The organism is Agrobacterium sp. 6Ca8, from assembly GCF_055382765.1.
The window spans coordinates 1128191-1143438 of record NZ_AP026433.1; the positions used below are offsets into that span (position 1 = coordinate 1128191).

Genomic DNA, 15248 nt, shown 5'->3' on the forward strand with positions numbered 1-15248 from the left:
AAGAGTTTTTTCCGGTTCAGCCCGCAAGCGCGACCGCAGCATTGACCGCCGCTGCTACCAGAACCGTGTTGAAGAAGAAGGAGACGATGGAGTGCAACAGCGTGACCTTGCGCATCGGTGTCGTGGTTACAGCAACATCCGAGGTCTGAGCCGTCATGCCGATGACAACAGCGAAATAGAGGAAGTCGTAACCGCAGGGTTCCTTCGTTGCCGGGAAATCCATGCCGCCGCGATGCTTGCGCTTGCCATCAACGGTTTCCGGACGCCAGTAAAGATGGGCGTAGTGCAAGGCGGTCATGGTGTGGATTGTCAGCCACCCGAAAATCACGGAGCCGAAGGCGAGCAGCAGCGTCCAGACGGTTTCGCCGGAATGGTTGAGTGCCTGGAAAAGTGAAACGACGGCGACGGTGGCAGCGATCAGCGTAATGGCGATGATGGCCATTGCCGGCAGGTCATCACTATCGGCATGCGCTTTCAGGTGCTGGGCCGTTAATTTCGGAAGCCGAAAGGCCACCAGCCCGAGATAGGTCAGGAAAAACAGAATGGCTGCAATTTCGATGGCGAGCGGCCGTGCGAATGCCAGCGCCAAGCCAAGGCCGAAGGCGCCAACAAAAAGAGCGACGAAGAAAGGCTTATGGCGGCTGTAGGTGTTGCTATGCGGATTGGCCGGGGTCATGGGCTGCGCCTTCCTGTTTACGCGGTCATTTTTTGACACGGCGGCAGAAACGGTCAAGCGTCTCCAGAAAAGCAGACCGGTCGCGCGGCGAAAAAGCCGCGTTATATCCCTTGCTCTCACCGGTCTCGCGCAGGTGTGCGCCAAGGTCGCGCATCGCAGTTGCCATGCCGATGTTGGTTTGGTCGAAAACGCGGCCGGTCGGTCCTGTCACCAGCGCGCCCCTGGCAACGCAACGCCCGGCGAGCGGCACATCGGCGGTAATGACGATATCGTTTTCGCCCGCACGCTCCGCAATCCAGTCATCCGCCGCATCGAAACCGGCCGATACGATCACGTTTTTCACCATCGGATCGCGCGACGGGCGCAAACCGGAATTGGCAACGAATGTCACCTCCAGCCCATGCCGTTCCGCCACCTTGAGAATCTCGGGTTTCACGGGGCAGGCGTCGGCATCGACATAGATTTGCGGGGTCTGCGACATGGGCACTCTTCGAGGATCATTTATGCATCGCTTTTAAGGGCAAACGCTGCGATTACCAAGCCGCCATCTGTGAAAATATGGCGACAGGCAGGGTAAGGAATACGCTTGCGACCTTCACACAAGTCCAGTATGTTCACTTTATGTTCCTGATGTGAGGTATTCCCGATGCTGGAAGAATTCATCGTGCAGGCCAAGTCCGCCACTTATGTGGGCGGCGGCAACAAATCCTCGACGCCCACCCGCATCGGCTCACACGACCTAGGTTTTCAAAGCGGCGACTGGAACTATATCGATAGCTATTTCGGCGGAACCGACTTCATCGGTCAGGAGGTCGTCTGGCATCAGGGAATTCCACTTTGGGCCATGAATTATTACGGCCGCATCATCCGCCCTGAGCTAATCGACGGCACGGTGGCGGGCAGGGTGATCCAGCGATCGCTTTCCACGCTATACAGGGAAGGGCGCTTCCTCGGCGGCTTCACCCACGAGGTCGAAGACATGATCTATGTCGATACCAATGAGGGCGAATTCCGGACCTTTACCGGCGTGGAGCGCATATATCGGGACAGCGTTGAGGTGTACCGGCTCGACTACCACGGCGGCGTGATAAAGCCGTAGCTGCGCCGCGAGTAAGATTAAAGAGGGACGATGGAGATCCATCGCCCCCTTTATCGATTTCAAATCAGCCGGGCTGCTTCGTCTTGCGTAGGTATGGAAGAACAGTGTCATAGGAGCCGAAACGGGCAATCGCATCCTCGTTGGAGACGGCGGCGGTGATAATGACGTCTTCGCCCTGTTTCCAGTTTGCCGGTGTCGCCACCTGATGTTTAGAAGTCAGCTGGATGGAATCGATCGCGCGAAGAATTTCGTCGAAGTTGCGCCCGGTGGTCATCGGGTAGGTGAGGACCAGCTTGATCTTCTTGTCGGGACCGACAACGAAGACGGAGCGCACGGTGGCGTTGTCAGCCGGCGTGCGGCCTTCGGAACTGTCACCAGCGCCCGCCGGCAGCATGTCATAGAGCTTCGCGACTTTCAGGTCCTTGTCGCCGATCAGCGGATAATCGACATTAAAGCCGGTCGCGGTGCGGATGTCGTTTTTCCATTTCTCATGGCTTTCGACCGGATCGACCGAAATGCCGATGATCTTGACGCCGCGCTTTTCGAATTCCGGCTGCAGGCCGCCCATCGCGCCGAGTTCCGTGGTGCAGACCGGCGTGAAATTCTTCGGATGTGAAAACAGGACCGCCCAGCCGTCGCCGATCCATTCGTGAAAGCTCACCGGACCGTGTGTGGTCTCGGCGGTGAAATCGGGTGCGATGTCGTTTATACGCAGGCTCATCTGATGGTTTCTCCCTAATGATTTAAATTGAAATCCTGAAGGTTTTGGCAATCCGCGTCCGGCGCAGGAGCTTAGAGTTTTTGCGTGAAATGGCCAGCCCTTTCCACGGCAAACGGCACGCTAATGACCTGTCATGGAAACGTACAAGGATTGTTTTCGTTCTGGCAAACGCCTATTCTGACGCGCTGCCTTTTCCGGCCGGCGCAAAAAGCTGATGCTCGACCACAATGAGCCAATAGTCTCCAAACAGACGCGATGGGGAACAGCAATGACGATCACGATTACCGCTTTTGAACGCTCGCCCGATGGCGGCAAGGGTCTGGCCCGCGACATGCGCGTCCGCTGGGCGCTGGAGGAAGCGGGACTGTCCTACGATGTTCGCCTTCTCTCCTTCAAGGCGATGCGGGAACCTGCGCATCTGGCACTTCAGCCGTTCGGACAGATCCCGACCTATGAGGAGGGCGACCTCGTACTGTTCGAATCCGGCGCGATCATTTTCCACATCGCGGAGCGCAATGCCGGCCTGTTGCCGCGGGATGTGAATGCGCGGGCACGGGCGATAACCTGGATGTTCGCCGCGCTCAACACAGTGGAGCCGCCAATCGTTGACCGCTCGATTGCCCGATTTCTGGAGGGCGACAAGAGCTGGTACGAAGAGCGCTTAGCGATGATCGATAAAAATATCCGCAAACGGCTCGGCGAACTCTCCCGCTGCCTCGGTGACGACGACTGGCTCGACGGTGCGTTCAGCGCTGGAGATCTGTTGATGATATCGGTGCTGCAAAGGATAAAAAGCTCAGGCATCCTCGACGAATATCCAAACCTTTCAGCCTATGTGGCTCGCGGTGAGGCGCGTCCGGCCTATCAACGCGCCTTTGCCGACCAGCTTGCCGTCTTCAAGGCCGCCTCGAGCGCTTGAACGTCGGTGAATAGCGAGGGCCTTAGGTAAGAACCCACTACACTGTCTGTACAGGATCGCCCGCCCTCAAAGGCTCCCGCAGCCGCTTCGGTGATTGTTGTGCCTCTATCGCAGCCGGTTCTACTTCTTGATTGAAATTGAAATCTGCGATAGTGCTAATATTGAGGTACGTACCTCAAACTTAGAAGCAGCTCAAATGCGGACAGAGAAGAACAATCGATATGTCAGCAATATCTAGGCGTTTTCGTCTGGTGAAGCTGATGGGAACAACGGGGCAACGTCACAAGGGTGAGGTATGATGACGGCGTTTGAACTTGATCCGGAATTTGCAATAACAGATGAGCCATCGCTTCGAGGATTGTTCGAGGCCACCCACGCGCTGGCGATATTGAAGTGTCAGGACACCATTGGCGAGCATGCGCGGGAATTTATCAGACGCTCTCCGTTCCTGTGCATAGGAACGCAGAATTTGGCGGGAAGTGCTGACGTAAGCCCTCGCGGCGACCCTGCGGGGTTCGTCAAGATTCTTGATGAACGCACACTCGCGATACCGGATCGACCGGGTAACAATCGTCTGGATACGTTGACCAATATCATTGCCAATCCAAGCGTCGGGCTGCTGTTTGTCATACCGGGATTTGACGACACGTTGCGTGTGAACGGGCAGGCAAAGCTCGCAACCGACCCGGAACTTCTGAGAAGCATGAGCATCAATGATCGTGCGCCCAAACTCGCGATTGTCGTCAGGGTGAGTGAGGTTTTCATGCATTGCGCCAAGGCGTTTCGGCGGTCTCATTTGTGGAGCCCGGATCATTTTCAGGATCGCTCCGAGATGCCGTCGCTCATCAAAATCATCCTTGACGAAACGACGGGGGCGCCCAGCAACAAGGATGAGATGCGGAAATTGGATGACGATCTGGAAAAGGACTACCAGAGAACACTTTATTAGCTATTTTCGAGGGGAGGCGGTGCGGCCCATGTTATCAGCAGCAGCCCTGAAAGCGATCATGCGCCGAAGCGTTGGATCTTTGCGGACGAAATGGTGCCACAGCGCTGCTGCCACATGAAGAACGACGATAACTGCGGCAAGATAGGCCAGAGTGGCGTGAACCTCAGTCCAAAAGGCCTCGGCTTGGTCGGAGATCGCCATGGGTAGTCCCGGCACGACGACAAGATCAAAGACATAACTGGGGATCTGCAGAGGAGACGTCGACGCGACGGCCCAACCGGCAAGGGGAACGGCGAGAGTAAGGAACAGCAGCGCGGCGTGAGCCGACCGTGCGGCCAACCTCGAAGCCATCCCTTCACCATCCAGAGCCCGCGGTTTTCTGCTGAAAACCGACCAGATGAAGCGGGGGGCGGCAAGGGCCAGAACCAGAAACCCAATCGACTTGTGATACTGAAAAAGATTGAACTGAAGCACCGGATCGATGTCGCGGCTCATGAGATATCCCAGCGCAAGCTGCGCGAGGAATAGGAGCGCGATCGTCCAATGGAAAACGATCGCCACCAAACCAAAGGAGGCGGGCGTGTTTCGCCATCTCCTTACGCCGCTCGTCGCTCTATCGGAATGACCCTTGAGATATTGCATCGGCTAACTCAGCTGTTGATAGGTGTCTTTGGCAATAGCGTCCATGCGGTCGGACGGCAGGCTGCCGACCAGGGCGCAGCGGATTGTTTCGTCATCCCAGGACACTGTTTCCAGCGCGTCGACATTGGAGCGCCGCATGGCGGTATCGCTCGTCTCAGCCGCAGCCACGATGTAAAGAGTGATACGCTGCCCACTTTTGTCTTCATACATCAGTTGAGCTGCGGCGCCTTCGGAGCTGGGCAGCACCCGGCCGCCGACAAGGGACAAGCCATGGCGGGTGAGGTCCGGCACGTTGAGTTTACGGTCGAGCCGTTTTGACAGCCATTTCGGCAGGCTGGAACCGTTCTCGGCATCAGCCCGAACTTCGACAGGGTGCAGAACCTCGCTTGCAAACAACTTGTGCGCCTGCGTCGCATCCGCCACAATGGAATGGGCAGGTGCCTCGACCTCCGACACAAGTCCGCGCCCGAACCAGCCACCTGTCAGTCCAACTGCCAGAACGAGAACGGATGCCGCTGCCAGATTGCGCCAATTTGCACGCTCCGATCGCAAGCGCCGCTCCATCCGATAAACATCGAGGCGCTCGGGTAAAACATCGACATCAGCAGGGCGATAGAGAGCCGTAAGTGTCGCATTCTGCCGCTGCCATATCTCGACCTTGCGCGCATCGGCCGGATTGGAGGCGAGGTGGGAGCGAACGGCATCACGTCGCTCGTCTTCGAGCTGCCCGTCGACATAGGATATCAGATCGGCTTCGGTTATCTGCGGCTCGTTGCCAGTCATTTTATCACCTTGAGATTTGGCTGGTCTTCCTGGGTCATGCGGGCCAAGGCTGTTCGGGCGCGCCCCAGACGGGACATCAAAGTACCCAACGGAATTTCCAGAACCTTTGCCGCTTCCGCATAGCTCAGGCCTTCGACGACGACGAGGAGGAGGGCCTCACGGTGCTCGCCTGACAGTTTTTCGATGGCACGGGCCATTTCGGCAAGCGCGATCCGGCCCGTCTGCGGCGCCGGTACAAACATCTGCTCGGCAACATCATCAATCGGGATTTGCGAGGGCCGGCGGTTTCTGCCGCGCAGATTGTTGCGGTAAACGTTGACCAGCACACGGTACAACCATGGACGTAACGGCCCCTGCGGCCGCCACAGCGCCTTTTTGCGGATGGCTCTTTCCAGGCAGTCCTGAACGAGATCGTCAGCCGTGTCACGGTCGTGCGTGAGCGCATTCGCGTAACGTCGAAGCGCCGGTATGCAACTTGTGATCTCGTCAAGAAAATCAGGCATCGGTGCTATTCCTTGGCAACGTGCCAGATGCCACCAACACCATCACCTGTGACATCGCCGGGCTTCTTGTCCATCTGCCAATGATATAGCGGCTTTCCATCATGCGACCACTGCATCGTGCCATCCCTACGGGCGAGTGGTCTGTAGTCGCCATCCGCCTTGTCGGTTTTGGCAGCCGCAAGCGGCGGCCATTTCTTCGTGCAGGCGTCATAGCAGGCTGACGAGCCATCGCCATCATTGTCGAACGTATAAAGGGTCATGCCCTTGGCGTCAGTCAGGATCGTGCCCTTTGCCGTCGCCGTTTCAACCACCGCGCCACCGGCGTATGGTTCGGCAAGCGCGGCAGTGGAGGCGAGCGCGAGAGCGCCTGCCAGAATGAAATGATGTTCACGCATGAGATCGTCCTTTGAGAGGTAACGGTGCGGACACCATGTCCGATACAAGACAGAACACCGGCCAGCGGCAATTAATCCCGTCCCGCCGATTTTTTTGACGTTCCGTCGTTTTTATCTGACGCCCTTCAAATCTATGTCGAAGGCAACCGTGTTCGAATAGAGCGGCACGCCAACGCCCATGCCATAGGGCAGTCGGGGGATATTTCCGGTGACATGGAAGGTGACGGAACCCTTTTGCTGCTCAACGAATGTTGCGTGAAACGTCTCGGCTCTGGAGACGCCTCGGGCCGTGAGCACACCTTCAACCACCGCGCTGCGCGGCCCGTCCTGCGTAACGCGGTTGGAGCGAAACACGATCTGCGGATAGGCGGCGATGTTGAAAACCGCGCTGGACCGCAGGAAATTTTCCACCCGTTCCTGGCCTGTCTTCACGCTGGAAGGGTTCAAACTGATTTCCACATAGGACTTGGACGGTTGGTCCGGATCGATATCGAAGCGGCCGGATATATCGGGAATAGTGCCGTTGATGCCCGGACCGGCAACCTGTGCAATCGAAAATCCGATGTGCGAGGCGGGATCGATACGGTAACGTCCGGCGGCCGACGAAAACGGGCTTGCAGATACGGCCGTGCAGGCCAATGTGGCAATAACGAGTGTGATGGAATAGAGGTGCTTCACGGCGCAGGCTCCTTCATGAGTACGTGGTCGTACCCGTGAGAACACCGCTGGCTACTATTTAATCCCTATCAGTTCCGACAGATCATCAAAATCTTTGCCGCATCAGCCAATGCATGGGCATTTCGTCAGCAATGTCTTTCATGGGTTCAAAGCCCACTCAAGGCTAGGTGCTTTCTCTAAATCCTTTGCTCGTTATTGTGCTCGAGCGAGGTACAGAGTGTCTAGGCGGCGCTGATGAAGGTGAGGCGCTCGGGACCATAGAAAGCTTCATCAGCTTACCACATACGATGTCAAAGCTGGTTAGAGGCGCGACTTCGCCAGCTGTTTAGAAACGCGACACAGGCACCGACGGTCAGCCCCCGATCCGACCGGCTGGGCCGGGTTGCAAGGGAGGAGCGGGGGCGGGTGAGGGAATGCCTATTCGGCTTTAGCTTCCTCAGCAGGGTGCATAATCTGCCTTGGCAATCAACAGGCATTCCGGGTATGAGATCAAACCCTAAGTGCAGGATAATCCCACGATGGCTGCAAACGGCGACGGGCCTCTTTTACAAGGTCAAGGTAGTCTGCCCTGAAGGGTGCAACCAGCTGCTTTTCGAGACCGGCAAGCAGTCCGTGCAGCACAGCGCATTCGGCAGGGCTCTCGAAACAGGACGCGCTTGGCGTGGGAGCGCTGCTCTCTTTGCACCAACGAGAAAGAAGCTCAAAAAGAACCAGAGCTTCGTCTGGAGCAAGGTGGATTTGTGTATGATCGGAAGAAGTTTGTTGTTCGTCTTTCATAACGCGAAACTCGCATGCGCCGCTGACGTCTGCAATAGACCGCTGGCATTCAACGTCGCCAGTTCATTCCGCCGCTTCCATCCGCGCCAGCGCCTTCTGCCTTTTGGCAATCACCTCCTGGTCGTTCATGAAGTCCGTCCGCCGGCCGGGCTTGCGGCCGCGCTTCTGATAACCGTTGCTCTGGCTGCCATCGCGAATGCCGAACATATGATCCGTCTGGCCGGTGCGGCGAGGGCCGCTCTTGCTGCGCTGCTGTTCCCGCCCGGCCTGCATCTCGGCCACGATCAACAGCATGTCGTCCAGCCGCTTGTTCTCGACCACTTCGGATCGGTGCACTGATCGCAACTTATCAAAGGTTTTGTAGGGTAGGGTGAAGCTCTCGTGCATGATCTCGAGGCGACCGTCCGGATAGTCGCAGACGACGACCTTCTTTCCCGCCAGCGCATTGGCCTGTTCTGTTGGATCGAGGATAAATAACACCTTGTCGTAGCGCAACGTCAGTGCCTGCGACAGCGTGCGCACTTCCTTGCGGCACATGGCGCCGTCAAGGTTCTCATGGGCGGCGAGGGGACGATGCATGTCTTTCTGATTTCGTGGTGGCTTGCCAAAACGCGCGTTGAAATCAGCAATGAATTCCGGAACGTAGTGGTTAGCAGCTTCTATCGTGTCGATACCGCGAAGCCTTAATTCTTTGACCAATCGATCCTGCAGGGTCTGGTTCGCACGTTCAACTCGACCCTTGGCCTGCGGGGTATTGGCGCAGATGATATCGATGTTCAGCTCATAAAGCGCGCGTCCGAACTGTGTCAGGCCACCGGTTCGATCTTTCTGCGAGGCGTGCGTAGAGCGAAACACGCCATGCTTGTCGCTGTAGAAAGCCAGCGGCTTGCCCCATTGCTGCAGATAAGCCTTCGTCGCATGCAGATAGTCGAACGTGTTCTCCGATCCGGCAAAGCGAAGATGCAAGAGCTTGCCGGTGGCGTCATCGATGTAGACGAGCAGGGCGCATTTGGGGCCGCGGTTCTCGAACCACCAGTGATGCGAGCCATCGATCTGCACCAGTTCGCCAAAGCAATCGCGCCGGCCGCGTGGTTGGAAAACCCGTTTCTTGCGTTCGCGACGCGAGACCCAGATGCCAGCCTCGGTCATCCATTGCCGCAGCGTCTCCTTGGCGACAGAGATCCGGTGCAATTCGATCAGCTTCTCCCGCGCCAGCGTCGGGCCGAAATCCAGATAGCGTTCGCGGATCAGATCCAGCGCCGCATTGCGAAACTCCTCGCTGTGGCGCCGATTGCTTGGCCGCGCTCGCTTCTTCGAAACCAGACCGGCCGCACCAGAGTGGTCATAGGCCTGCAGCAGCCTGTGCACCTGACTTCGGCTGAGGCCAAGCAGTTCAGCGGCCTGGACGACGCACAGGCGCTGATCACGGATCTTCTGAATAACTTCGAGGCGATGCAATTCTTTCTGCGACATGGTGATCAAACAGGACATGACGACTCCGACCGCACATGGTCTCGACCAGGTTGAAGGTCGTCATCCTTGCTCCCAACGTTGGCATTGACCAGAACATCGAGAGGCGAGACTGTCGCATCTCTAACTGGCCCAACTGTCGCATTACTAAATAGCCGCTACATACGATAATCGCATAAGATAGATTATGGAACTTTTTCTGGTTTAAATGTCTTGCGTTTTCAGTCCAAATGACTCTTTAGGCAACCTTCAGAACTCGTTTTGAACCTTATCTGGTTGTCGCGTTATCGCGCTGAGTCGAAGCGTAACGAATCCTTTCGCTCTAGACAAAACACCACTCAATTTCCGCCTCACATTATTGCCTCAAGCGATACTGATGGAGGTCGCTCTTGCTGCGAGTATGCCTTGTCAGTCGATAAGCAGGCTATGATCTTCAACCACATCCACATTGTGCGGTTGATCAGTATTGAGCTTGCTGACGTCAATCGGCGCGGTGCACATCGCCGTTTCCTTCAACAGCGAAAATGGCAACAGTAAAACCCATATCTATGACCCAGAACGCCAAGGCGGTCCGCTATTAGAAGAGCCGGTAAGGCGGCGTGACGACGCAACCATCTCTGAGAAGACGTCGTCACCCTCGCCCGTTTCTCGACCTTACACCGAGTGGCGTCAGACCCAACCCTTTACGGTGATATGAACGGCTGCAAACCCTAAGGCGTTTTCCAGGTCTTCAACAGCATTTCCACGAATTTCTCCGCGGCGGGAGATAAGGCGCTGCTTCTTCTTTGCACGATACCGATGGTTCGGGAGACCACGGGATTAACGATCGGCCGCGTGACGAGGAAAGGATGGTCATCCTGTGGGGTAGCCAGTCGCGGCAACACGGAAATCCCCAACCCAGCCTCCACCAGGCCAAGCGAGGTATTGAGATGGGTCACCTCATAAAACCAGTTCAGCTTTAGATTGTGCCGCGCGAGTGCGCCATCCAGAAGCGTTCTATTGCCGCTGGAGCGATCGACGACAACCAGCGGGTAAGGCTCCAGTTGATTCCATTGGATCGTTTCGAAAGCCGCCAGAGGGTGGTCTTTCCGCATCGCCAGCACAAATGGGTCATCGATAAGAGGTTCGAATGCCAGGTCTGGATCAGAATTACCCATGAGGTTTATCCCGAACTCCACCTCGCCCCGCGCAACCGCCTGCAGCCCCTCGTTTGCCGTAAGGTCTCTGATACGCAGCCTAATATGCGGATATTGCTTGCTAAATGTTTTGATCACGGTGGGTAGAAAATAAAACGCTGCGGTTGGAACGCAGGCCATCGTGATGAGGCCGCGCCGATGTGCACCATCTTTCATCGCAAAAAGCGATCCGTCGAACTCTTCCAGCATGCGCCGGACAAGCGGCATTACCTCCTGACCCATCGCTGTCGGGGCAACGTGGCGTGTGGTCCTTTCGAGGAGTGGCGCGCCAATGGCCTGTTCCAGTTTCTGGATGCGCCGGGTAAGCGCCGGTTGCGAAATATGCAACGCGTCGGCAGCCCTATGAAAACTTTCAAGCTCAACTACTGCTTGAAATGCTCTTAGATCCAGAATTTCGCAATTGATGCTCATATCGCAATAATACCTCCGAACATTGCATTTAACAGATTAGATTCTTTTGCTCATATTGCAACAACAAGGCGGATTGATCCACCAAATGCAAGATTGAGGCGATAAATGAACGACCTGCTTAAGATACCCTGTGTGCTGATGCGCGGCGGAACATCTCGTGGACCGTTCTTCCTGGCGTCTGACCTTCCGCGTAATCGAGCGGAACGGGATGCGGCACTTTTGTCCATCATGGGTTCCGGTCATCCGCTGCAGATAGACGGGATAGGAGGCGGCAATCCGGTCACCTCGAAAGTGGCGATCATAGGTCCTTCCACCGTCGAAGGCGCAGACATCGACTATCTGTTCGCACAGGTTCGTACCGACAGGCAGTATGTCGACTATTCGCCCAATTGCGGAAATATGCTGGCCGCGGTCGGTCCCTTTGCGATCGAAGCTGGACTTGTCGAGGCTCGGGGAAGCGATACCGTGGTTCGCATCCACAACGTGAACACCGGAAAATTGATCGAGGCAAAGGTGCCGACGCGTGGTCGCGAAGTAATTTATCTCGGAGACGCATCCATCGACGGCGTTCCGGGTCTGGCTGCACCGATCGCCCTGACTTTCGTGGATGCGGCGGGTGCGAAAACCGGAAAACTGTTGCCCACCGGAAACCCTGTCGACACGGTTGAGGGAATAGATGTGACAGCGATAGACTGCGCAATTCCGATGGTCCTCATGCGTGCGGGAGACCTCGGCGTCACGGGATATGAAGATCCGCAGACCCTGACTTCCAATAGCGATCTCATCGAACGATTGACCCGCATACGCATTCAGGCAGGCAAATTGATGGGGATGGGGAATGTAACGGATATGGTCATACCAAAACCCGTGATCGTAGCGCCGGCCCGCAAGGGAGGCACTCTGTCTGTCCGGTACTTCATGCCCAATGAGTGCCACCCTGCCCTGGCAACGACCGGCGCCGTTGGCATAGCAACCGCAGCGATCACGGAAGGCTCCGTGGCATTTGAACAAGCGGGAAATCGATCTGTTCCGACCCAGATCTGCATCGAGCATCCCGCCGGTCGGCTGGACGTGCAACTTGAGATGCGGAACGGAGCAATAACAGCCGGGCTTGTGAGAACGGCCCGCAGACTTTTCGAAGGCTTTGCCTTCGCCAAGCCAAACGCTGCGATTGAAGACGCAGCCTAGACAAAGCCATACTGGCTCAAAACATAGCAAAACTGGGAGGAGACCCTCATGCGTAAATACTTGCTTGCAACAGCGGCGCTCTGTGCGCTGGCAGCGTCGGCAAATGCAGAATCTGTCAGAATGAGTGTTGGTTCGTACAACCTCAACAACCTGCCTTTTCCGGTGGCGGCCAGCCTCGGCTTCTACAAGGACGAGGGCCTTGAGGTGACGACCGAGAACTTTGCCCAAGGCGGTTCGAAAGTCCTGCAGGCGCTCGTCGCAGGGTCCACGGATGTAGCCGTCGGTTTCTACGATCACACGATCCAGATGCAGTCCCAGAACAAGCACGTGGTTGGCTTCGTTCAGCTCGCCCGCAATTCCGGGCTGGTTCTCGCAGGAAAGAACGATACAGACTTCGATCCGGCAAAACCTGAAACCATCAAGGGCAAAAAGGTCGGGATCACCTCGCCCGGGTCTTCGTCCGATTTCTTCATTCGTTATTACATGAAGCAGCACAATCTGAGCGACAATGACATCGCCATCATCGGCGTTGGCTCTGGCGCTGCTGCTGTTGCCGCTCTGCAGCAAGGCAAGATTGACCTGTTGGTCAATTACGATCCGGCTGCGACGATCGTGGTTGAGCGTGGTCTTGGCAAGATTTTGATCGATGCCCGCAGCGATCAGGGAGCCAAGGACGTCTACGGCGGGATCTACCCCACCTCCGTCTTGTATGCGACGCAGGAATACATCGATGCACATCCCGAGGTGATCCAGAAGGTTACCAATGCCACGGTAAAGGCGCTGCATTGGATGAAGGAGCATTCGGCCGAGGAAATCGTTGCAAAGCTTCCCGATGATTTCGTGTCCGGCGACAAGCAGACCTACATCAAGGCGGTCGAAGCCGCCAAGGCGATCTTCTCCGAAGATGGAACCTTCAACCAGGCCGATCTGGAAACCCCGTTGGCGGTTTTGAAAAGCTTCAACGACGCAGTCGCGAAGGCCACGATCGATCTCAACACGACCTACACCAACAAGTTCGTCGAGGCTGCGGCTTCGAAGGGCGTAAACTGAGGGTCTTCAATGTCTTTGCCAATTAGAAAGTTAGAACCCGTGGCAGAACTCAATCTTCAGCCAATGGTAGCAATCGAGAACGTAACAATGGCCTTTGGCGCGTTCGTTGCGGTCCAGGATGTGAACCTGAAAGTTGGAGATGGTGAGTTTCTCTCGATTGTCGGCCCAACCGGATGCGGCAAGTCCACCATTCTCAATGCCATCGCGGGTTTGCTGAAACCGGCGCAGGGAAAGGTCTCCATCGATGGTTCAGCCGTGCAGGGCGTGCAGAACAACATTGGATATCTCTTCCAGCAGGATGCGCTGCTTCCCTGGAAAACGGCCTATCAGAATGTCGAGCTTGGCCTGCTGTTCCGCGGCGTATCCGAACATGAGCGCCGTACCAAAGTTCTGGCCTGGCTGGAAAAAGTTGGCCTGAAGGGGTTTGAAGAGCGCTTTCCGCATCAACTTTCAGGCGGACAGCGCAAACGTGTCCAGATGGCGCAGGCGCTTATAGCCGAGCCGAAGGTCATCCTGATGGACGAGCCCTTCTCCGCACTCGACATTCACACGCGCCACCTCATGCAGAATGAACTCCTGAGATTGTGGCAAGAGGACCGCCGTGCAGTGGTCATGATCACGCACGATCTCGAAGAGGCGATTGCACTCGGGGACCGGGTTGTCGTCCTTGCTGCCGGCCCCAAGAGCCGGGTTATCGAGAGCTTCCCGGTTGATCTGGAACGGCCCCGCAACGTGGCCGAAATCAAGCTCGATCCGAAATTCATGACCCTATATCGCGATATATGGGCGTCTTTGCGCGGCGAAGTGGAGAAAAGCTATGCAAGCCGTTAATGTTCGCATCATCCAGATCGTGCTTCTGGTCGTGCTCCTGGGTGGGTGGCAACTCGGGGTAAGCTCCGGGGCGATCGACCGCTTCTTCTTCCCGGCACCCATCGACATCGTCAAGCAGGTCATCACCTGGGTTGCCGATGCCGGCTTTTACAAACATGTCGGTATCACCTTGAGTGAAACGGTTCTCGGTTACCTCATCGGTACAGGTCTCGGCGTCGGCGCCGGTGTCTGGCTAGGCCTCAGTCCCTTTGTGGCCCGTGTGTTGGATCCGTTCATCAAGGCAGTGAATGCCATCCCGCGTGTGGTCCTCGCGCCAATTTTCGTCCTTTGGCTGGGGCTTGGCCTCTGGTCAAAGGTCGCTCTTGCGGTCACCCTCGTCTTCTTCGTGACGTTCTTCAACGCCATGCAAGGTGTTCGCGAAGTAAACCCCGTCGTGCTTTCCAACACGCGCATTCTCGGTGCAAAGCGCTCTGATCTCTTGCGTCATGTTTATTTTCCGGCGGCAGCCAGCTGGATCCTGTCGTCGCTGCGCACATCCGTCGGATTTGCGGTGGTTGGCGCGATCATCGGCGAATATCTCGGGTCTTCCGCAGGCCTCGGTTACCTGATCGCCCGTTCGGAAGGTAACTTCGACGCGGTCGGCGTTTTCGCCGGTATCATCATTCTCGCCATTTTTGTTCTCGTCATCGATCTCATTCTCGATGTCGCCGAAAGAAAGCTGATCACCTGGAGGCCGAACGCGGGCGAAGAACGGCCTGCCTGAGGTTTCGACCCAGTCTCATATCAAGCGGGGCGGCCAGTTGGTCGCCCCGTTTTTGTTCTACTGACGTCATCAGGCCGATTTCTCGGCTATCGGACGCCGGCAGACCTGCTCACGGACAATATGCAAAAAGATGGTGGATCCCCTGCCCTGTAAAACAGGAATAATTCACTTTGTCGTTGGAACCAAATTCCCATTCA

General features: G+C 56.4%; 18 protein-coding genes. 7 read left to right on the top strand and 11 right to left on the bottom strand.

Annotated elements, in window-relative coordinates:
- Window positions 1-16 precede the first annotated feature (16 nt).
- Together ACZ5A6_RS05625 and ACZ5A6_RS05630 are read right to left on the bottom strand one after the other, a co-directional pair.
- Window positions 17-676, bottom strand: coding sequence for a DUF1345 domain-containing protein (locus ACZ5A6_RS05625; protein ID WP_003512974.1), 660 nt, complete (start codon window positions 674-676; stop codon window positions 17-19).
- A gap of 25 nt (window positions 677-701) precedes the next feature.
- Window positions 702-1157, bottom strand: a complete 456-nt coding sequence (locus ACZ5A6_RS05630) for a YaiI/YqxD family protein (RefSeq protein WP_003512976.1) — start codon at window positions 1155-1157, stop codon at window positions 702-704.
- Between the two features lie 165 nt (window positions 1158-1322).
- On the opposite strand from ACZ5A6_RS05630, the gene ACZ5A6_RS05635 reads away from it, so the two are divergent.
- The gene (locus ACZ5A6_RS05635) at window positions 1323-1775 is read left to right on the top strand and encodes a DUF5680 domain-containing protein (protein ID WP_003512978.1); all 453 of its coding nucleotides are present in this window, start codon (window positions 1323-1325) and stop codon (window positions 1773-1775) included.
- A 64-nt stretch (window positions 1776-1839) separates the two neighbouring features.
- Here the strand turns inward: ACZ5A6_RS05635 and ACZ5A6_RS05640 are convergent, their stop codons facing one another.
- Window positions 1840-2496, bottom strand: a complete 657-nt coding sequence (locus ACZ5A6_RS05640; protein WP_003512980.1) for a peroxiredoxin — start codon at window positions 2494-2496, stop codon at window positions 1840-1842.
- A gap of 268 nt (window positions 2497-2764) precedes the next feature.
- Between ACZ5A6_RS05640 and ACZ5A6_RS05645 the strand changes: the two genes are divergently transcribed.
- On the top strand, window positions 2765-3415 hold the full coding sequence (locus tag ACZ5A6_RS05645; protein WP_065688284.1) for a glutathione S-transferase family protein: 651 nt from the start codon (window positions 2765-2767) through the stop codon (window positions 3413-3415).
- Window positions 3416-3713: 298 nt separating this feature from the next.
- Window positions 3714-4364: a pyridoxamine 5'-phosphate oxidase family protein gene (locus tag ACZ5A6_RS05650; RefSeq protein ID WP_013636066.1), complete on the top strand. Its 651-nt coding sequence runs from the start codon at window positions 3714-3716 to the stop codon at window positions 4362-4364.
- On the opposite strand, the gene ACZ5A6_RS05655 is transcribed toward ACZ5A6_RS05650, so the two are convergent.
- From ACZ5A6_RS05655 to ACZ5A6_RS05690, 8 genes are all read right to left on the bottom strand, one after another.
- On the bottom strand, window positions 4365-5006 hold the full coding sequence (locus tag ACZ5A6_RS05655) for a cytochrome b (protein ID WP_013636067.1): 642 nt from the start codon (window positions 5004-5006) through the stop codon (window positions 4365-4367). It abuts the gene before it with no gap.
- Between the two features lie 3 nt (window positions 5007-5009).
- A complete protein-coding gene (locus tag ACZ5A6_RS05660; protein ID WP_013636068.1) occupies window positions 5010-5789 on the bottom strand; it encodes an anti-sigma factor family protein in 780 nt (259 codons plus the stop codon).
- Complete coding sequence (locus ACZ5A6_RS05665) at window positions 5786-6292, bottom strand: sigma-70 family RNA polymerase sigma factor (protein ID WP_003512998.1); 507 nt, start codon at window positions 6290-6292, stop codon at window positions 5786-5788. The genes ACZ5A6_RS05660 and ACZ5A6_RS05665 overlap by 4 nt, the downstream gene beginning before the upstream one ends.
- Window positions 6293-6297: 5 nt before the next feature.
- A complete protein-coding gene (locus ACZ5A6_RS05670; protein WP_013636070.1) occupies window positions 6298-6687 on the bottom strand; it encodes a COG4315 family predicted lipoprotein in 390 nt (129 codons plus the stop codon).
- Between the two features lie 111 nt (window positions 6688-6798).
- Window positions 6799-7365, bottom strand: coding sequence for a YceI family protein (locus ACZ5A6_RS05675; protein ID WP_013636071.1), 567 nt, complete (start codon window positions 7363-7365; stop codon window positions 6799-6801).
- A 489-nt stretch (window positions 7366-7854) separates the two neighbouring features.
- Window positions 7855-8142 (bottom strand): hypothetical protein, encoded by a 288-nt coding sequence (locus ACZ5A6_RS05680; protein ID WP_081307256.1) that lies wholly within the window; start codon window positions 8140-8142, stop codon window positions 7855-7857.
- Between the two features lie 63 nt (window positions 8143-8205).
- On the bottom strand, window positions 8206-9633 hold the full coding sequence (locus ACZ5A6_RS05685; protein WP_174061224.1) for an ISNCY family transposase: 1428 nt from the start codon (window positions 9631-9633) through the stop codon (window positions 8206-8208).
- Window positions 9634-10322: 689 nt separating this feature from the next.
- Entirely contained in the window at window positions 10323-11219 is an 897-nt protein-coding gene (locus ACZ5A6_RS05690) for a LysR family transcriptional regulator (protein ID WP_003515217.1), read from the bottom strand.
- Window positions 11220-11324: 105 nt separating this feature from the next.
- Between ACZ5A6_RS05690 and ACZ5A6_RS05695 the strand changes: the two genes are divergently transcribed.
- The 4 genes from ACZ5A6_RS05695 (at window position 11325) to ACZ5A6_RS05710 (ending at window position 15051) form a co-directional block, all read left to right on the top strand.
- Window positions 11325-12407, top strand: coding sequence for a 4-oxalomesaconate tautomerase (locus tag ACZ5A6_RS05695; RefSeq protein ID WP_019566291.1), 1083 nt, complete (start codon window positions 11325-11327; stop codon window positions 12405-12407).
- 48 nt (window positions 12408-12455) lie between these two features.
- Window positions 12456-13457 carry an ABC transporter substrate-binding protein gene (locus ACZ5A6_RS05700; RefSeq protein ID WP_003515219.1) on the top strand — a complete coding sequence of 334 codons (1002 nt, stop codon included), beginning with the start codon at window positions 12456-12458 and terminating at the stop codon, window positions 13455-13457.
- 63 nt (window positions 13458-13520) lie between these two features.
- A complete protein-coding gene (locus tag ACZ5A6_RS05705) occupies window positions 13521-14288 on the top strand; it encodes an ABC transporter ATP-binding protein (RefSeq protein ID WP_416333316.1) in 768 nt (255 codons plus the stop codon).
- Window positions 14275-15051 carry an ABC transporter permease gene (locus ACZ5A6_RS05710; protein WP_003515221.1) on the top strand — a complete coding sequence of 259 codons (777 nt, stop codon included), beginning with the start codon at window positions 14275-14277 and terminating at the stop codon, window positions 15049-15051. The genes ACZ5A6_RS05705 and ACZ5A6_RS05710 overlap by 14 nt, the downstream gene beginning before the upstream one ends.
- Window positions 15052-15248: the final 197 nt, after the last annotated feature.